Origin of the sequence: Falsiroseomonas stagni DSM 19981, from assembly GCF_900114315.1 — a bacterium.
Taxonomy (GTDB): domain Bacteria; phylum Pseudomonadota; class Alphaproteobacteria; order Acetobacterales; family Acetobacteraceae; genus Falsiroseomonas; species Falsiroseomonas stagni.
This window is the reverse complement of record NZ_FOSQ01000001.1, coordinates 871663-889289: the sequence shown is the minus strand read 5'-3', so window position 1 is coordinate 889289 and position 17627 is coordinate 871663. Positions and strand designations below refer to the sequence as shown.

Here is a 17627-nt window from a genome sequence, read left to right as displayed (position 1 = left end):
CATGTCGCGCCTCCCGGCCCTCCTGCTCGGCCTGACCCTGGCTGCCCTGCCCCTGGCCGCCCAGGCGGTGGAAAGCGCGCCTGCCCGTTCCCCCCGCGCCACCGTCACCCTCGCCGCGGATGTCGCCGCCGTGGCGCCGGGCGAGGCGTTCCGCCTCGGCCTGCGGCTGCGCCTGGCGGAGGGCTGGCACACCTACTGGCGCAATGCCGGCGATGCGGGCGCGCCGCCGGAAGTCACGCTCACGCTGCCGGAAGGCGTTTCCGCCGGCGCGATCCAGTGGCCGATCCCGGACCGCATCCCCTACGGCCCGCTGGTGAACTACGGCTACAAGAACGAGGTCCTGCTGCCGCTGCCGGTCAGCCTGCCCGCCGGCTTCACCGGGGATTCGCTGGCCTTACGGGCGGAGGCCAGCTGGCTGGTCTGCGCCGATGTCTGCATCCCGGAGGAGGGGGTCTTCACCCTCACCATTCCGGTCGCGCCGCGTGCCGTGCCCTCTCCCATCGCGGCACCCTGGTTCGAGGCGGCGGAGGCGCGGCTGGCGCGCCCCTCCCCCTGGCAGGCCCGCGCCGGCGCGGGTGGCGGGCGGGCGAGCCTGACGCTGGCGGGCGCCGGCATCGGCCCGGCCGCGGTGAAGGATGCGCTGTTCTTCCCGGCGGAGCCCGGCCTGCTGGACAACACCGCGCCCCAGGCCGTGACGGTGCGGGACGGGTCGCTGACCATCGGCCTGACCCTGGCGCAAGGCGTCGCCACGCCCGGATCGATCGACGGGACGGTCGTGCTGCGCGATGGCGGCGGGCAGCGCGCGGGCTTCGATGTCTCCACCGGCGTTGGCGGCCCGCCGGAGGCCGCGGGCGGCCTTGCGCTGTGGCACGCCATGCTGCTGGCCCTGGCCGGCGGGCTGATCCTGAACCTGATGCCCTGCGTCTTCCCCGTGCTGGCGATGAAGGCCATCGGCCTCGCGCGCCTGTCCGGCGGCGCGGCGCGGGAGGTGCGGCTGCATGCCGCCAGCTACACCGCGGGGGTGCTGGTGTGCTTCGCGCTGGTCGGCGGCGCGCTGATCGCGCTGCGGGCGGGCGGCAGCGCCGCCGGCTGGGGCTTCCAGTTCACCGAACCCGCCTTCGTCGCCGTCATGGCCTGGCTGATGCTGGCGGTGGGTCTGAACCTGTCGGGCGTCTTCGCCATGGGCGCCACGGTCGGCGCGGGCCAGTCGGTGGCGGGGCGCGGCGGGCATCTCGGCGCCTTCGCCACGGGCGGCCTCGCGGTGCTGCTGGCCACGCCCTGCACGGCGCCCTTCATGGCGGCGGCGCTCGGCGCCGCGCTGGTCATGCCGCCGGCGGGGACCATGGCGGTGTTCCTGGCCCTCGGCCTCGGCCTGGCGCTGCCCTATGCGCTGCTTGGCGTCTTTCCCGGGCTGGCGCGGCGGCTGCCCCGTCCCGGCCCCTGGATGGAAAGGCTGCGCCAGGGCCTCGCCTTCCCGATGTATGGCGCGAGCGCCTGGCTGGTCTGGGTGCTGGCGCAGCAGGCGGGGCCGGATGGCGTGCTGTTCGGCCTCGGCGGCGCGGTGGTGCTGGCGGCCGGGCTCTGGGGCCTCGGCCTGGCGCAGCAGGCCGGCGCGCCGCGCGGACGCGTGGCGGGCGCCATCGGCATGGGCCTTGCCGTCATCGTCGCCGTCGCCCTGCTGCCGCGCCTCTCCGCCGCCCCCGCCGCGGCCGCCGCCGCCGATCCGGGCGCCGAGCCCTGGTCCGCCGCGCGGGTGGAGGCCCTGCGCGCGGAAGGCCGCCCCGTCTTCGTCAACGCCACCGCCGCCTGGTGCATCACCTGCCAGGTGAATGAACGGGTCGCGCTCCGGGCCTCCGCCGTCCGGGACGCCTTCGCGGCCCGGGGGGTCGCCTACCTCAAGGCGGATTGGACGCGCGGCGACCCCGCCATCACGGCCCTGCTGCGCGACCAGGGGCGGGATGGCGTGCCGCTGTACCTGTTCTGGGCGCCCGGCGCCGCCGCGCCCGTGGTGCTGCCGCAGATCCTGACCGAGGGCGTGGTCCTCGAAGCACTGGGTGGGGGCGCGTAAACACTCCGGTCATGCCTCCCGCGCAGGGTGCGGCGCATGATCCGCGCATTGTCCGTGCTTCTCGCCCTGGCCGCGTCGTCCCTGCCCGCCATCGCCCAGCAGCCCCCGGCCTGCGGGCCGCAGCGCGCGGGCACGGTCGCCTGCATGTCGGGCAAGCTGTGCGAATGCCGGTATGAGCGTGGCGGCAGCATCACCGGCGTCCAATCCGGCCACCGCTGGGATTGCGGCATCCTCCGCCCCTCCTGCGGCGAGGCCCTGGCCGCGCCCACCCTGCCCAACCAGCAGATGTCGCCCATGCCCTTCCAGCCGCAGATCCTGATCGACCCGCGCCAGCCGCGGGGCGGCTACCCGTACCGCTGAATTGCGCCGGCTCGCGGAGCACCCCTAGCATCCGGGGTGATGCCATCCCCCGCGCCGCGCGACCGACCGAGCAACCACGCGTGGATCATGCTGGGGGGCGCCTTCCTGGCCTTCAGCATCGGCGCCAGCCTGATGCACGCCTACACCGTCTTCCTGCTGGCCTTCATCGCGGAATTCGGCTGGACGCGGGCGGAAGCCAGCCTGGCCTATTCCGTCGCGCAGCTCGTCGCCGGGCTCAGTTCGCCCCTGGTTGGCTACCTGGTGGACCGGATCGGCCCGTCCCGCATGGTGCTGCTGGGATCGGGCCTGCTGATGACGGGCCTCATCGGCACCTCCCAGGCCGGGGCGCTGTGGCAGGTGGTGCTGCTGTATGGCGTGGTGATGACGGTCGGCGCCAATTGCCTCGGCCTGCTGGTCTTCGTCCCCCTGGTGGCCGGGCTGTTCCCGGGGCGGCGAGGGATGTCCATCTCCGTCCTGCAATCCGCCAATGCCTTCGGCCGCGCCGTCTCCGCCCCCGTCGCGCAGATGCTGATCAGCGGCATCGGCTGGCGGATGGCAACGCTGGTGGAGGCCGCGGCGCTGGCTGCCGTCACCCTGCCGCTGGCCGCGCTGTTCCGCCGCAAGCCGCCCGCCACGGATGGCGCAGCGCCGGCGCCGCCCGCCGCCACCGGGCCGCAATGGACCCTGGCCGCGGCCGTGCGCACGCGGCGCTTCTGGGTGCTGTTCCTGGTCTACATGCTGACCAGCGTCGGCAGCTTCCTCGTCTCCCTCCACCAGATCGCCTTCGCGGTGGATGCGGGGTTCGACCCGCTTTATGCCGCGGGCGTCCTGGGTGCCGGCGCCTTCCTGGCGCTGCCCGGCGTGATCCTGACCGGCACGCTGTCCGACCATATCGGGCGGGAGATGTCGGCCCTGCTGGCCTACGGCATTTCCATCATCGGCTGCCTCTGCGCGCTGGCCATTACCGGGCCGGGCGACCATGCGCTGCTCTGGCTGCACGCCGTGCTGTTCGGGCTGACCTGGGGCGCGCGGGGCCCGGCCATCACCGCCAAGACGGCGGACCTGTTCCCGGGCCCGAGGCTCGGCACCATCCTCGGCGTCATCACCGTGGGGTCGGGGCTGGGCGCGGCGCTGGGGTCCTGGGGCGCCGGCCTGGTCTTCGACCTGTCGGGCAGCTACCGGCTCGCCTTCCTGCTTTCCATCGCCGCCTATGCGGCGGGCGCGGCCTGCTTCTGGTCGCTCCGGCGGTGGCCCAGCAGGGCCACCGCCTGAAGGGCGACTACTTGCGCCCGCGCGGCGCGGGCGCGGCGGCAGGCGCCGGCGGCAGGTCTTCCTCAAGAATGCTCAGCGTGACGGCGTAGGAGACCTCGCCCTCCTCGTCATCGCGGTGGACGGTGCCGATCACCTCGCCCTCCACCGCGACCTCCACCGTCAGGCCCGCCCGGGGCGGGGCGATCAGCGTGATCCGGTCCGAACCCAGGATGCGGCGCAGATAGGCCTGCACGCGCGCGATTTCGGTCGGCTTCATCCCGGTAACACTCCCATGACAGCGATCGGGCGCCCCTATGCACCGCCGAACGCCGCCGGTCGAGGCAGCCGCCGCCGCGGGAAGGTTAAGCAGCGTTCAGAAAGCGGGCTTGCCGGTCATCTTCGCGAAGACCATCCGGTCCCGGTTCTCCTGCATCAGCATGGTGAAGCCGGTGATGGTATCGAGGCCGAGGCCCTTCGGCAGGCCGGTATCGGGGTCCGGATGCACGTCGCCATAGGCGGCGCCCGTCATCTTCTCCCACTTACCCGCGGGCTTCTTCACCTCGACATTCACCACCGTCGCCTTGAGGACGAGGCGCACGATCGCTTCCTTGGGCGATCGCGGCTTGGTCAGGCTCGGCATGCCCGCCATCATCGTCCAGCCATTGGACAGCGCCCAGGCCGTGAGTTCTTCCTTGGTCATGGCGCGCGGCCCCCGGTGGTGAACCACCCTCATGGGCCGCGCGGCCCCACGCGGTCAATCGGCCCGGATGTTCCCTTGGCGCACCACGTCCCGCCAGCGGATGCGCTCCGCCGCCACCAGCGCGGCATAGTCGGCCGGCGGGCCGCCCCGGGCCTGCGTGCCGCGCTCCGCCAGTTGCCGTACGAAGCCCGGATCGGCCAGCGCCGCGCGGGCGGCATCCGCCATGCTGTCCACCACCGCATCCGGCGCGCTGCGATGGGCGTGCAGGCCGAACCAGGCTTCCGCCTCGAAGCCCGCCAGGCCGAATTCCTCACCCAGTTCGGACAGCGCCGGCACATCGGGCAGGTCCGGCAGCCGCGCCCGCGATGTCACCGCCAGCGCCACCACCGTGCCGGCGCGGATCTGCGGGATGGCGGTGGGCAGGTTGTCGATGAAGGTATCGACCTCCCCGCCCATCACCGCCGCCATGCCGGGCCCGGCGCCGCGATAGGGCACATGCTGCATCGGCGCGCGCGCCAATTGCGCGATCAGCTCCCCGGTCAGGTGGGTCGAGGTGCCGTTGCCGGCGGAGGCGAAGGTGCGGATCATCGGCCGCGCGCGGGCATCGCGCAGCAGGGCGCGCACATCGCCGCCCGGCACGTTGCGCGCATTCGCCACCCAGACATTCGGCACCGTCACCACCAGCGTCACCGCGCGGAAATCACGCTCGGGGTCGTAGGGCAGGTTGGGGAACAGCGCGGGGCCGATCGCGTGGGACGCGATCTGCGACAGGAACAGCGCATGGTCATCCGCTTCGCGTGCGAATCGCCCGGCGGCCGTGGTGCTGCCCGCGCCCGGCTGGTTCTCCACCACCACGGCGCGGCCGATCCTCTCCCGCATCGCGCCCGCCAGCATGCGCGCGACCACATCCGTGGTGCCGCCCGGCGGAAAGGGCACGATCAGGCGAAGGTCGCGCTGCGGCCAGGCCTGGGCACGGGCGATGCCCGGCAGGGCCAGCAGGGCGGGGGCGGCAAGCAGCACGCGGCGAAGCATTGGTTCGTTCTCCCGTTGTCGTTGCCCGGATGCTCGTCTGTGTCGCGCCGCCTGTCGAGGCTTCCGGCGATGCGTCCGCGCCGATAGCCTGCGCCCAAGCACCGAGGAACGCCGCCATGCACGACCTGCCCCCCACCCATCCGCCGCACGATGCCGGCGGCCGCTACGACGGCCCGGTGGAGCGGGAGGAGCATGAGGCCGCGCATTGGGAGCGCGAGGCGGACGCCATCCGCATGCTGCTGGCCGACGGCAGGCGGCGGCTCTTCACCACCGATGAGAGCCGGCGCGTGCAGGAACAGCTCGATGACGCCACCTACTGGGCGATGCCATACTACGAACGCTGGATCCTCGCCTTCTCATCCCTGCTGCTGGAGAAAGGCACGCTGACGATCGCGGCGCTGGAGGCGGAGGAGGCGCGGCTGCGCGCCGAGGGGCTCGACCGCGTGGAGGACGAGGCCGCCGGGCACCACCATGGTCATGACCACGACCATGACCACGACCATGACCATGACCATGACGACGATCATCCCTACCAGGCGGATCACGATGCCGGGGAGACGGTGCTCTCCCCCCTGCGTCTCCGCGGCATGGCGGTCCGCAACCTCATCGTCGCCAAGGGCGTGCTGACACCGGAGGAAATCCGCGCGGAGATCGAGCGGATGGATGCCCGCAGCCCGCATGACGGCGCCGCGGTGGTGGCGCGCGCCTGGGTTGATGCGGATTTCGCCGCGCGGCTGGCGGCGGATGCGCCGGCGGCGGTGAAGGAGTTGGGGCTGGACGCGGCGGGGACGAAGCTGGCGGCGCTGTTCAACACCGCGGATCGCCATCACCTCGTCGTCTGCACGCTCTGCTCCTGCTACCCCCGCACCATCATCGGCCGCCCGCCCGCCTGGTACAAAAGCCGCGCCTACCGCGCCCGCGCGGTGCGGGACCCCCGCGGCATCCTCCGCGAATTCGGCACGGAACTGCCGCCGGGCACGGAGTTGCGCGTCCATGACAGCAATGCGGAGCTCCGCTACCTCGTCATCCCCGCCCGTCCGGCGGGCACGGAGGGCTGGGAGGAGACGCGCCTCGCCACGCTCGTGACCCGGGATTCGATGATCGGCGTCACCACCGCGCGCGCGCCCTGAGATCAGGCGATCGGGCGCAGGCCTGCCTCCATCGCGGTGGCGATCACCTGCGCCTGGTGCGCCACGCTGCCGCGGCCCAGGCGTTCCATCAACCGGTGCTCCACCGCGGCACCGGCCAGGATGCCGGGCGCCAATTCGCCGGAGAACGCCATGCTCCGTCCCGCGAAGCGGCGGGATGCGATGGGGACGAATTCCAGCAGCCGCACATCCCGGTGCCGCGGGTCCAGCAGGATGCGGTCGAAAGTGTCCAGCACCGCGGGGCCCGGGCCTTCCAGCACCTGCGCGAAGCATCCGTCACCAAGGCAGAGCGCCCCGGTGAGGCAAACACTCCCGTTGCGGGCGCCGGCATGTTCCGCGATCTCCCGCGCCACGCGATGCAGACTGCCGCTGTCAGGTTCCACCGCGCGGCTGACATAGGACAGCGCGAACAGCCCGCCGCGGCCGCCGCCGCCGCCCTCGTGGGGCATCATCAGCGGCGCGGCCCGGCGCCACCCGCTGCCATCACTCCGCCGCGCGGGGCAGCGCGAACCGCGCCGTCAGCTCCCGCTCCACATAGTCCAGGCTCTCGACATCCGCGAATTTCATGTCGAGATCAAAAAGATTGGCGCGATGCGCGCTCGGGCTGCGATCCCCGCAGGCATCCTCCACCAGCACCGTGCGGAAATTGTGGGAGAAGGCGTCCATCGCCCCCGCGCGGACGCAGCCGGAGGTGCTGATGCCGCAGATGATGACGGTATCGACCTCGTCGTAGCGCAGGAACGCCTCCAGCGGCGTCGCGAAGAAGCAGGACGGCTTGTTCTTCATCACGACCCGGTCCTGCTCCCGCGGTGCATAGGCCTCCGGCCATTCATCGGCGCGGGGATCGCGGCTGTATTGGTAATCTCCGGCGGTGCCGAGCTTGAGGTTCCAGATGCCGCGATAGCTGGGATGGGTGCGGTCGTCGCGCCGCGAATAGTAGATCGGCAGGTCCAGCTTGCGGAACAGTGCCGTCAGCCGCGTCAGGGACGCCAGCAGTTCCGGCATCTCCCGCCCGCATTGCGAATAGGCGGGATCGACGAACATGTAGGTGGTATCGATGTTCAGCAGCGCCGGTCGGCGACCGATCCCGATGCGCCGCGCGAAACCGCCCTTGCGATAGGTCTCCAGTTCCTCATCCGGCACGAAGCCCCGCCATTTCGCGAGCTTTTCCAGGTCTTCCGCCATGGCACGTCCCCCTTGGTTGATTGGGGACAGCATAACCCAGCGCGGCGGCGCGTGAAGTCGTGGGTTTGGTCGTCAGAAGGCGCGCTTCAGCCCCACCATGCGCTCGATCGCCAGCACCCCGATCACGGCCGCGATAACGGACAGCGTCGCCGCCGCGGCCGCCGTGGGGTCGAAATCGTAGGTCAGGAAGTCGAACAGCGCGAGCGGCAGCGTGTTCCCGCCAACCGGCTTCAGCAGCAGGGAAATGGTGAACATGTCGAAGCTGACGATGAAGGCGAAGAGCCCCCCCGTCAGCATCCCCGGGCGGATCAGCGGCAGCAGCACGCGCCGGAAGGTGCCGAACCCGCCGGCGCCGAGGCTGGCGGAAGCCTCCTCCATCGCCGGGTCCACCTGTTCCAGCGCCGCCACGATGGCGAGGAAGGCGAAGGGGAAGGCGATGACGACATGCGCGATCTGCAGCCCCGTCAGCGTCTTGCCCAGCCCCAGGCCGTTCAGGAAGAACAGCAGCCCGATCGCCGTCAGCAATTCGGGCAGCAGCAGCGGCAGCGTCATCGCCACGCGGTAGGTGGCGGCCAGGCGGCGCGACAGCGCGCGGTGGCACAGCGCCGCCAGCGTCGCCAGCACCACCGTCACCACCACCGTCGTCACCGCGACCTGCAGCGACAGCAGCAGCGCCTCCCGGAAGGTCTCGCTCGCCAGGAAGCGGGCGAACCATTTCAGCGACAGCCCCTGCGGCGGCACGCGCATCAATTCGCCCGCCGTCAGCGACGCCGCCACCACCGCCACCAGCGGCAGCAGCAGGAAGGCGTAGATCACGCCGAGCACGGCGGCGGAAAGCGCCCGCATCATCCGCGCGTCCGTTCCGCCAGCCGGTGCGTGGCCAGGGTGAAGACCGTGACGACCGCCAGCGTGGATGCTGCCATGATGACGGCCAGCGCCGCGCCGAAGGGCCAGGCGAAGGACCCGATCAATTCGCGCACCACCACCGCCGGCATGTAGGCGATGCCCTGCCCGCCCAGCAGCGCCGGCGTCACATAGGCGGCGACGGACAGCACGAAGACCAGCGTGACGCCCGCCTGCACGCCGGGGAAGGACAGCGGCAGCGTCACGCGCCGGAACGTCTCCCACCCCCCCGCGCCGAGCGAGGCCGAGGCATCGCGCAACTCCGGCCGGACATTGCGCAGCGCCGTCGCGATGGGCAGCACCATGAAGGGCGTGAAGACATGCACCAGCGCCATCACCACCAGGCCCTGGGTGAACAGCACGCGGAACGGGCGCTCGATCAGCCCCGCCGCCAGCAGCCAGCGGTTGAACGGCCCATCCACCGCCACCAGTACCATCCAGCCGAAATTGCGCACCAGCACGCCGATCAGCAGCGGCGACACGATGCAGGCATAGAACACCACATGCCATCGCCCCTGGAGGCGGGAGAGATGCAGCGCCAGCGGGAAGGAGATCACCAGGCAGAGCGCCGTGATGAGCGCCCCCGTCAGCAGGCTGCGCAACAGGGCGCCGGTATAGATCGGGTCGCCCAGCGCGCGGCCGTAATGCATCAGCGTATGGCCGCTGCCGAAGGGCTGGCCGAAGGCCGGGGCCCGGAAGCTCATCGCCACCATCTCGACATAGGGCAGCACGAAGAACAGCGTCAGCAGCGCCACCGCGGGCAGGCCCAGCAGCAGGCGGGGCAGCAGCCGCCTCACTGCGGCCCGCGCGGCAACGCGCCCTTCATGACAGGACATCCGGCATCAGCCAGGCATGGGCGGTATCCACCCGCAGCCCCACCGTCATCCCCGGCTGCACCGGCGCATGCGGGCTGGCCTGCAGGCGCAGCCGCGTGCCATCGGCCAGCGACACCTCGCAGGCCAGGGCGGCGCCCAGGAAGGCGGTGCCGAGCACCAGCGCGGGGATGACGCCCTCCGCCCCCGGATCGATGAGGGAGAGTGCCTCCGGCCGCAGCATCAGCATGGCGGGATCGCCGGGGCGGATGCCATCCACCCCCGGCACGGGCAGCATGACGCCGCCGAAGGGCACGTGGAAGCCGCCATCCGCCGTGCGGTCCCGCGGGCGGGCGGGAATGATGTTGGCATCCCCCGTGAAGCGGGCGACATAGGCTTCCGCGGGGCGCTGGTAGATCTCCCGCGGTGTGGCGAATTGCGCGACGCGGCCGGCCTTCATCACCGCGATGCGGTCGGACAGCGCCATCGCCTCAGCCTGGTCATGCGTGACGTAGAACGCCGTGATGCGGGATTGCTGCTGCACGTCGCGGATCAGCCAGCGCACCTCCTCCCGCAGCCGGGCATCGAGGTTCGCCAGCGGTTCGTCCAGCAGCAGCAGCCGCGGCCGGATGACCAGCGCGCGGGCGAGTGCCACGCGCTGCTGCTGGCCGCCGGACAGGGCGCGCGGCAGCCGGTCCTCCAGCCCCTGGAGGCGCACCATCGCCAGCGCATCGGCCACGCGGGCGCGCTGTTCCGCCTTCGGCAGGCGCCGCACCGCCAGGCCATAGGCGACGTTGTCGAAGACGCTGAGATGCGGGAACAGCGCGTAGTTCTGGAACACCACGCCGAAATTGCGCTTCTGCGGCGGCAGGCGCGTGACACTGGTGCCATCCACCAGGATGTCCCCGGCATCGGGGTCCATGAACCCCGCCATGCAGCGCAAGGTCGTCGTCTTCCCGCAGCCCGACGGGCCGAGGAGGGAGACGAGTTCCCCCTCCCGCGCCTGCAGGCTGACCCCATCCAGCGCCAGCGTGGTGCCGTAGCGCTTGGTGAGGCCGACGACATCGATCTGCGTCACGCCGGCGCCCCCCGCGCCGCGATGCCGTCAGATCGCCCGCGCCCAGCGCTCATTCATCTGCGTCGCCATACGCGCGGCCAGGCCCCAGTCGAAGGTCAGCGTGCGGCGCAGCGCGTCCTGCGTGATGGGCAGGGCATCGGCCAGGTCCTGCGGGATGGCGACGGTGGAATTCACCGGCGCCACGAAGAACTCCCGCGCGAGCTGCAGCTGCAATTCGGGCGAGAGGATCAGGTCGATATACTTCGCCATCGCGTCCCGGTCGGCGGCATTCGCGCTGGCGGCGATGCTGAAGGTCTGGTCGAACATCATCAGCCCGTCCTCCGGCTGGATGATCTCGATCGGCACGCCGCGGCGCTTCAGGGGAATGACCTCCCCGTAGTCCAGCGGCGCGATGGCGACCTGGCCCTGCGCCAGCAGCGGCGCGATCTGGCCGGAGAAGGCGACCTGCGGGAAGGGCTTCAGCTCCGCCATCTTGGCGATGCCCGTATCGAGGTCGTCCGGCCCGCGGCCGAACATGGTGCCCGCCTGCATCAGCAGCATGATCGCCGCGGAATTGGTGATGGAATAGAGGCCGAGCTGCCCGCGGTAGCGCGGGTCCCACAGCTCCCGCCAGCTCCTCGGCGGCACGCGCACCATGTCCGTGCGATAGGCGATCCCGATGGGGGAGATCATGCCGATCACCCCCATCCCCCCCGCCGTGCGCGCCACGGGCAGCACATTCGCCAGGTTCGGGATGGCCGCCGCCGGCAGGGCGGAGAAGAATTCCTCCTGCCGCAGCAGCACGGCGAAGCGTTCATTCGTCATCAGCCCCGGGAAGGGCGGCGTGCCCCGGCCGGCGGCGCGGAAATTCGTCACCCAGCCGCTGCCGACCCCGATGTCGAGCCGCACGGGACGGCCGATGGCCTGGGTCAACCGCGGCACGATGGCGCTGCGCCAGAACTGCTCCCACCGCCCGCCATAGGTGTTGATGACGAAGGGCGCGCCGGATTGCGCCTGCGCGCCCTGGCTTGCGGCCAGCGCCGCGATGCCGCCGAGGGCGGCGCGTCGGGTGAGGTTCATGGCGGGCGATCCTTGGGCGTCGTGACGGGGCGTGGTGGGGCGGGGCATGTCAGGCGTGGCGTCAGGCGGCGGGGGGCTGGCGATAAGCGTAGTTCTTGTTCAGCCGTTCCAGCAGATAGTCGCCATAGAGCACGGGCGGGAAGCGCGGCGGGTTCCCGGCATCGGTGCAGGTGGCCAGGCATTCCACCCGCGCATCCATGTCCATGTCGAAGAAATAGGGGCAGGAATAGCGATCCCCGCCCGACAGGTTCTTCACGCGGTGCGGCGTGGATTGCCAGCGGCCATTGGTCCAGCGCGCCAGCATGTCCGCCACATTCACCACATAGGTGCCGCGGATCGGCGTGGCCTTCAGCCAGGCGCCATCCTTGCGCCGCACCTCCAGCCCGCCCGACATGTCCTGCAGCAGGATGGTCAGGAAGCCGTAGTCGGTGTGCGGCGCCGATCCGAATTCGTCATCCGCGCTGTCCGGCGCCTGGGGCGGGTAGTGCAGCAGACGCAGGAAGGTGGTCGGCTTCTCGAAGAAGGGCAGCAGGAAATCCGGCGCCAGGCCGAGCGCGATGGCGACGGGCCGCAGCAGCCGGCGGCAGAAATCCTCCATGGCGGCCTGGTAGGCCAGCACCGCGTCGCGGAATGCCGGCAGTTCCGCCGGCCACCGGTTCGGCCCCTGCAAGGGCAGGCCGAAGCGCGGATCATCCGGGGCCACCTCATGCATGAACATGAAGCTCTCGGAGTAGTTGGGCTTCGTGACCTTGGCGACCGAGGAGGTGGCGATGACGGAGGTCTTGGGCGCCATGTAGCCCCGGTGGAATTCGTTCATGTCGATGGCGCGCTTGGCGGCATCGGGCAGGGCGTGGAAGGCGCGGGACGCCGCGACGATGGCGTCCTGCTGCGCGAGGGTGATGGGCGTATTGGCGAAATAGGCGAAGCCGATCCCACCGAAGGCCGCGTCCAGCTCCGTCGCGATGGCCTGGTCGCCCTCCGGCGTACCAAGCGCCGAGAGGTCCACCAGGGGAAGCCTGTCCGGAAGCACGGCAGCCTCTGCCACTGTCATGTGCAACCCCTTCGCTGGCCTTAACCGCAAATGCGGTGGGCAGCATGCATCCCAGCGGGCCATGCCTCAAGCTGGGGGTGCGTTCAGCAAACGCCGTGCCGTGGTGCCGTCATTGACCGGGAGGGAAGGCGGAACCCCCCTGCTCATCCCCCGCGCGATCAGTCGCTGCCTTTCGCAACCCAAGGGAAGAATGGTAAACGGACCCGGCAACGGCCTGGGCGAGCCATGATGCGACCTCTCCGCGACCACGCCAGCGAACTCCACGACATGGAGCGGCCGGAAGGCACGGGGGCCGTCGCGCCGGCGCCGGTCCCGCCCGCAGGCGAGGATGCGCGGCCCGGCGCGGCGCCCGTCCCGGGGCGATTCCGCAACATCTCGCTCGCGGAGCTCGCCGCGCAGGGGGTGCAGCCGCCGGAGGCGAGCTTCGATTCCGTCCTGCTGGCCCATGCCGGCGCCCGCGCCCTCGCGGAGATCGAGCAGGCCGCCGCCCCGGCCCTGGCCCGGCTCTCGGCGGCCGCAGCGGGTGAGCCCGCTGCCATGCTCGACGCCATGCGCGCCGTGATCGACCTGCAGAACCGCAGGATCGCCAGCCTCACGGGCCTCGTCTACCTGCTCGACCGGCAGCTGAACGCCCATCACCGCCCGCTGCACGAAGTGCTGCGCATCGATCCCCTGCCCATGGCGCATCTGCCGGGCGAGGAGACGGCGAAGCCGGAGCCGCTGGCCGTGCTCTTCGCCTCCGACCGCCAATTCATCGGTCGCAACTGGCACCCGCGGGAGCAGCAGGGCGCGGTGACGCTGCGCTGGTCCGGCCCCGGCCCGGTCTCCACCGTGCTGGTGCCGAACCTCCGCGGCGGGCGCCTCCGCTTCACCTTCCAGATGTGGTCGCCGCCCTGGATCGATATCCGCTTCCACCTCTCCGCCCGCATGGGCCGCGTCGCGCTCGACCTGGCGCGGGGGCAGGAGGACGGGCTGTGGGAAGCCGTGGTCGATCTGCCGAAGACGGCGGATGAGGAATACGAAGTCCTCTCCTTCACCCTGAAGATGATGGAATCCCCGGCCTCCATGGGCACAGGCGCCGATACGCGGAAGCTCGGCATCGCGATGTCCAGGATCGAGATCGCGAGGGCCTGACCGCCGTGGATGTGGTCTTCGTCACGGATGTCGCCTTCTGGGAACGCTCGCTGGGCAGCGAGGAGCGGATCCACCAGCTCGTCACCGCCCTCGCCCCTTCCGCCAGCGTCGGCGTCTTCTTCATCAACAGGACGCAGCGGGAGGTGCCGAAGGGCACGCCCGTGCCGGTCTTCTCCTCCACCGCGATCGCGGTCCCGCCCACCCAGAAGCCGGAGCAGCCGAAGGGGATCGAATTCGGCTTCGATGCGGCCACCGCGTCCGCCTTCGCCGCCTTCTGCCAGGAACACCGCCCGCAGCTCGGCATCTACGAATACGTCACCACCGCCTATCTCGCGCTCTGCTCCGGCGCGCCGCCCTTCAAGGTGCTGGACACGCATGACGTGATGTCCCAGCGCGCCAGGACCTTCGCGCGCTTCGGCAAGAAGCACCACATCACCATCACCAGCCAGGACGAACTCCGCATCCTGCATCGCTTCGACTGCATCCTGGCCATCCAGCGCGAGGATCTGGACCATCTCGGCCGCGCGCTGGGGCGGGCCCGCGTCCTCTACCTCCCCCTCATGGTCGCGCCGCCGCCGCCGCGCCGCTATCGCAGCCGCCCGGTCTCCGTCCTGTTCGTCGGCGGCAACAGCCCGATGAATGCGGACGGCATGCGCTGGTTCTGCCGCGAGGTCTGGCCCCTCGTCCGGCAGGGCGACCTGCGGCTCGACGTGGTCGGCGCCGTCGGCGCCTCCATCCCCGCGGAGGCGCAGGGCGTGGTGCGGCATGGCCGACTGCAGCGGGAACAGCTGGAAGCCGCCTATCTGGACGCCGACATCGCCATCAACCCCGTCTATTACGGCGGCGGGCTCAAGGTGAAGACGATCGAATATGCCGGCTTCGGCATCCCGGCCGTCGTCACCGGCGAAGCCCTGCGCGGCGTCCCGCACGATCCCGCCACCGCGCCCTTCCTGCTGGCCCGGACGCGGGAGGAATTCGTCCTGCATCTGCGCCGCCTGCTGCACGATCCGACCGCGCGGCTGGAACTGGCGGAACGCGCGCCCGCCTTCATCGAGGCGCGCTACAGCACGCGCCACGCCACGACCATCCAGCGCCTCGTCGCCTGCGTCACCGGCGTCGCGGCATGAGGATCGCGATCTCCGGCGACGTCCTTCGTCCCTATGACCATGGCGGGAACGCCGCCAAGCAGAACGGCAACATCCGCTGGCTGCACACCATCGTCGGCTGGGCGATCGCGGAGGCCGTGGGCGCGCCGGTCGAGCCCATCCTCGGCCAGCCGGAGCACTTCTCCCTGTGGGACGCCTATTCGCGCTTCGACCGGGAATGCAGCGTGCGAAGCTGGGCCGCGCTCTACCACGCGGAACCGACGCCCGCCTTCCTCGACTACGTGCAGGCGATCTACGGCGATGCCGATTTCGTCGTGCTGTTCGAGGGTAACCAGCTTCTGCTCCGCAGCCTCGATCTCCTCGGCATCCCGTTCATCGACGTGGTGCTGCACCCCGTGCGATTCCTCGAAGACGTGGTGCTGGGCTTCCGCAGTTCCGACCCCGATGTGCAGCACCGCCTGACGGAATTCGCCATCGCGGAGGAGATGTTCTTCCGCGAGGCCGCGCTGCTGCGCGGGGGCTTGATGAAGGACACGATCGGCATCCCGAAGGATGTGAGGGTGGTCTTCTTCGGCCAGACAGCCGACGACAAGGTGCTGATCCATGACGGGGCGCTGGTGGACCTCGCCACCGCGCCCCTGCCCTACGACACCAGGCGCTTCCAGACCTTCGAACGGGCGGGCTTCAAGCCCCACCCCTTCAACCACGACGATTTCGGCATCTTCGCGCGGGTGCCCTTCCACCGCGTTGTCCCGGTGGAGGAGAATTTCTACCGGATCGTGTCGAGCGACCAGATCGCCGAGATCGTCTCCGTCACCTCCAGCGTCTCGGTAGAGGCGAGGTATTTCGGCAAGCGCGGCACCCATCTCGGCCGCTTCCCCTATGAATTCTGGCCCGGGTCGCAGGGCGGCGGCGCCTATGTCCCCCTGGCGCATGAATACCTGCATGTCGCCTTCTGGCAGCGCCTGTTCGCCGGCCATCTGCCGGGCGGGGCCGTCCCGCGCGGCTTCCTGGGCCCCAGCAAGATCCGGCTCTCGCTTCGCAGCTTCTGGGGCTTCAACGAGGTGACCCAGCGCGTCGCGGCCGGCATCGCCTGACGGCCGGCGGCCGGACGGCACGATGGCAGGAGGACAGGGTGGAGCGGGCGATGGGAATCGAACCCACGACATTCAGCTTGGGAAGCTGACGTTCTACCTCTGAACTACGCCCGCAGCACTGAGGTGTCCCCCTTCATACCGCGCCCGCCGCACACCCCGCAAGCCATGCCTTGACCCCCACCGCCCCCGCGCCTATCCGTCATGGCGGCGCCCTGGCGCCCCTCGCGATTTGTCCGGCCTGATTGCGGCGAGGTCCCGGTGATGCGGGCGGCGGGCGTTCCGCCGAAAACAAGCGCGCTAAAGGGCCGCCGGGTGGGCCGTGCGCCGCCCGACGTGCCCCGAAAGGGGGGCCGGACGCCGCGTTTCGGCAGCCAGGCTGCCCAGAAGGTGTTCCGATGGCCAAGTCCCTGCCTGACCGTCCCCTCCGCCCCGCGACCCTGCTGGTCCGCGGCGGCCAGATGCGCTCCAACCATGACGAGACGTCGGAGGCGCTCTACCTGACCTCCGGCTTCGTCTATGAAAGCGCCGGCCAGGCGGAGGAAACCTTCCTCGGCACCGTCCAGCACTACCAGTATTCCCGCTTCGGCAACCCGACCACCACCATGCTGGAGGACCGGCTGGCGGCGCTGGAGGGGGCGGAAGCCTGCCGGCTGACGGCGACCGGCATGGCCGCCGTCCATGCCTCCATGCTGTCGCACCTGAAGGCGGGCGACCGCGTCGTCGCCTCCCGCGCCCTGTTCGGGTCCTGCCACTGGATCTGTTCCACCCTGCTGCCGCGCTACGGCATCACCTGCGAGTTCGTGGATTGCGGGGACCTCGGCCAGTGGAAGGCCGCGCTGTCGAAGCCGGCCAACCTCGTGCTGCTGGAAACGCCGTCCAACCCGATGCTGGAACTGGTGGACATGGCCGCGGTCTGCGACCTGGCGCATGCAGCCGGCGCCATCGTCGTGGTGGACAACGTCTTCGCGACGCCCCTGCTGCAGAAGCCCATGCAGTTCGGCGCCGATGTCGTCGTCTATTCCTGCACCAAGCACATGGACGGCCAGGGCCGCGTGCTGGGCGGCGCCGTGCTCGGCCGCAAGAAGTGGGTGGATGAGGTGCTGCAGCCCTTCATCCGCAACACCGGCCCCTCCATCAGCCCGTTCAATGCCTGGGTCATCCTGAAGGGGCTGGAGACGCTGCACCTGCGCCTGCCCGCGATGTGCCGCAGCGCCGCCGCCATCGCCGATTTCCTGGCGGAGCGCAGCGAGATCTCGCGCGTTCTCTACCCCTTCCGCGTGGACCATCCGCAGCATGCGCTGGCCAAGGCGCAGATGGCGGCCGGCGGCAGCCTGGTCACCTTCGACGTGAAGGGCGGCAAGGAAGCGGCGTTCCGGTTCCTCGATGCCCTCAAGCTCGTCGACGTCTCCAACAACCTCGGCGATGCGAAGTCGCTGGTGACGCATCCCGCAACGACGACGCATATGCGCGTGGGCGCGGAGGAACGCGCCAAGCTCGGCATCACCGACGGCACCATCCGCTTCTCCGTGGGGCTGGAGGATGTGGCCGACCTGATCGCCGATGTGTCGGAGGCGCTGGACGCCATCGCCCCAGCCCCCGCGCCGACCCGCCGTGTGCCGATCGTCGAGGTCGAGCCGGTGCCT

Annotated in this window: 17 protein-coding genes, 1 tRNA gene and 1 pseudogene; 8 read left to right on the top strand and 11 right to left on the bottom strand. The window is 70.8% G+C overall.

Annotation, left to right across the window (positions count from 1 at the left end; genetic code table 11):
• The first annotated feature begins 1 nt into the window (after nucleotide 1).
• The 3 genes from BM041_RS04180 to BM041_RS04170 all read left to right on the top strand — a co-directional run bounded on the left by BM041_RS04180 (nucleotide 2) and on the right by BM041_RS04170 (nucleotide 3700).
• Nucleotides 2-2068: a protein-disulfide reductase DsbD family protein gene (locus tag BM041_RS04180; RefSeq protein WP_092955859.1), complete on the top strand. Its 2067-nt coding sequence runs from the start codon at nucleotides 2-4 to the stop codon at nucleotides 2066-2068.
• A gap of 36 nt (nucleotides 2069-2104) precedes the next feature.
• The gene (locus tag BM041_RS04175; RefSeq protein ID WP_092955856.1) at nucleotides 2105-2428 is read left to right on the top strand and encodes a hypothetical protein; all 324 of its coding nucleotides are present in this window, start codon (nucleotides 2105-2107) and stop codon (nucleotides 2426-2428) included.
• A gap of 87 nt (nucleotides 2429-2515) precedes the next feature.
• A complete protein-coding gene (locus BM041_RS04170; protein ID WP_175533723.1) occupies nucleotides 2516-3700 on the top strand; it encodes an MFS transporter in 1185 nt (394 codons plus the stop codon).
• Between the two features lie 7 nt (nucleotides 3701-3707).
• Here BM041_RS04170 and BM041_RS04165 read toward each other — a convergent pair whose 3' ends face one another.
• The 3 genes from BM041_RS04165 to BM041_RS04155 form a co-directional block, all read right to left on the bottom strand.
• Nucleotides 3708-3956 (bottom strand): DUF3126 family protein, encoded by a 249-nt coding sequence (locus tag BM041_RS04165; RefSeq protein ID WP_092955850.1) that lies wholly within the window; start codon nucleotides 3954-3956, stop codon nucleotides 3708-3710.
• A gap of 96 nt (nucleotides 3957-4052) precedes the next feature.
• Nucleotides 4053-4379: a hypothetical protein gene (locus BM041_RS04160; RefSeq protein ID WP_092955847.1), complete on the bottom strand. Its 327-nt coding sequence runs from the start codon at nucleotides 4377-4379 to the stop codon at nucleotides 4053-4055.
• Between the two features lie 54 nt (nucleotides 4380-4433).
• Nucleotides 4434-5399, bottom strand: coding sequence for a Bug family tripartite tricarboxylate transporter substrate binding protein (locus BM041_RS04155; RefSeq protein WP_217648608.1), 966 nt, complete (start codon nucleotides 5397-5399; stop codon nucleotides 4434-4436).
• 128 nt (nucleotides 5400-5527) lie between these two features.
• Here BM041_RS04155 and BM041_RS04150 point away from each other — a divergent pair, with 128 nt between their 5' ends.
• Nucleotides 5528-6541 carry a nitrile hydratase subunit alpha gene (locus BM041_RS04150; RefSeq protein ID WP_092955841.1) on the top strand — a complete coding sequence of 338 codons (1014 nt, stop codon included), beginning with the start codon at nucleotides 5528-5530 and terminating at the stop codon, nucleotides 6539-6541.
• Nucleotides 6542-6543: 2 nt separating this feature from the next.
• Here BM041_RS04150 and BM041_RS04145 read toward each other — a convergent pair whose 3' ends face one another.
• The 7 genes from BM041_RS04145 to BM041_RS04115 all read right to left on the bottom strand — a co-directional run bounded on the left by BM041_RS04145 (nucleotide 6544) and on the right by BM041_RS04115 (nucleotide 12647).
• Complete coding sequence (locus BM041_RS04145; RefSeq protein WP_092955838.1) at nucleotides 6544-7011, bottom strand: BLUF domain-containing protein; 468 nt, start codon at nucleotides 7009-7011, stop codon at nucleotides 6544-6546.
• Between the two features lie 31 nt (nucleotides 7012-7042).
• Complete coding sequence (locus BM041_RS04140) at nucleotides 7043-7744, bottom strand: isochorismatase family protein (RefSeq protein ID WP_175533722.1); 702 nt, start codon at nucleotides 7742-7744, stop codon at nucleotides 7043-7045.
• Between the two features lie 72 nt (nucleotides 7745-7816).
• The gene (locus tag BM041_RS04135; RefSeq protein WP_092955832.1) at nucleotides 7817-8593 is read right to left on the bottom strand and encodes an ABC transporter permease; all 777 of its coding nucleotides are present in this window, start codon (nucleotides 8591-8593) and stop codon (nucleotides 7817-7819) included.
• Nucleotides 8590-9444, bottom strand: coding sequence for an ABC transporter permease (locus tag BM041_RS04130; protein WP_217648607.1), 855 nt, complete (start codon nucleotides 9442-9444; stop codon nucleotides 8590-8592). The genes BM041_RS04135 and BM041_RS04130 overlap by 4 nt, the downstream gene beginning before the upstream one ends.
• A 25-nt stretch (nucleotides 9445-9469) precedes the next feature.
• A complete protein-coding gene (locus tag BM041_RS04125) occupies nucleotides 9470-10537 on the bottom strand; it encodes an ABC transporter ATP-binding protein (RefSeq protein WP_092955826.1) in 1068 nt (355 codons plus the stop codon).
• A gap of 27 nt (nucleotides 10538-10564) precedes the next feature.
• Nucleotides 10565-11596 (bottom strand): extracellular solute-binding protein, encoded by a 1032-nt coding sequence (locus BM041_RS04120; RefSeq protein WP_175533721.1) that lies wholly within the window; start codon nucleotides 11594-11596, stop codon nucleotides 10565-10567.
• A gap of 61 nt (nucleotides 11597-11657) precedes the next feature.
• Complete coding sequence (locus BM041_RS04115) at nucleotides 11658-12647, bottom strand: isopenicillin N synthase family dioxygenase (protein ID WP_092955821.1); 990 nt, start codon at nucleotides 12645-12647, stop codon at nucleotides 11658-11660.
• Between the two features lie 225 nt (nucleotides 12648-12872).
• Between BM041_RS04115 and BM041_RS04110 the strand changes: the two genes are divergently transcribed.
• Genes BM041_RS04110 through BM041_RS04100 form a run of 3 tightly spaced genes read left to right on the top strand, consistent with a single transcriptional unit; the run spans nucleotide 12873 to nucleotide 15984 of the window.
• A complete protein-coding gene (locus tag BM041_RS04110) occupies nucleotides 12873-13781 on the top strand; it encodes a hypothetical protein (RefSeq protein ID WP_139225947.1) in 909 nt (302 codons plus the stop codon).
• Nucleotides 13782-13786: 5 nt separating this feature from the next.
• Entirely contained in the window at nucleotides 13787-14908 is a 1122-nt protein-coding gene (locus BM041_RS04105; RefSeq protein WP_092955815.1) for a glycosyltransferase family 4 protein, read from the top strand.
• The gene (locus BM041_RS04100; protein ID WP_092955812.1) at nucleotides 14905-15984 is read left to right on the top strand and encodes a hypothetical protein; all 1080 of its coding nucleotides are present in this window, start codon (nucleotides 14905-14907) and stop codon (nucleotides 15982-15984) included. Before BM041_RS04105 ends, BM041_RS04100 begins: the two co-directional genes overlap by 4 nt.
• Nucleotides 15985-16023: 39 nt before the next feature.
• Here BM041_RS04100 and BM041_RS04095 read toward each other — a convergent pair.
• Nucleotides 16024-16098: transfer RNA gene (locus BM041_RS04095), tRNA-Gly, on the bottom strand.
• A gap of 281 nt (nucleotides 16099-16379) precedes the next feature.
• Here BM041_RS04095 and metZ point away from each other — a divergent pair.
• Nucleotides 16380-17573, top strand: a pseudogene (gene metZ / locus BM041_RS04090) (O-succinylhomoserine sulfhydrylase); the annotation flags it as partial.
• Nucleotides 17574-17627 lie beyond the last annotated feature (54 nt).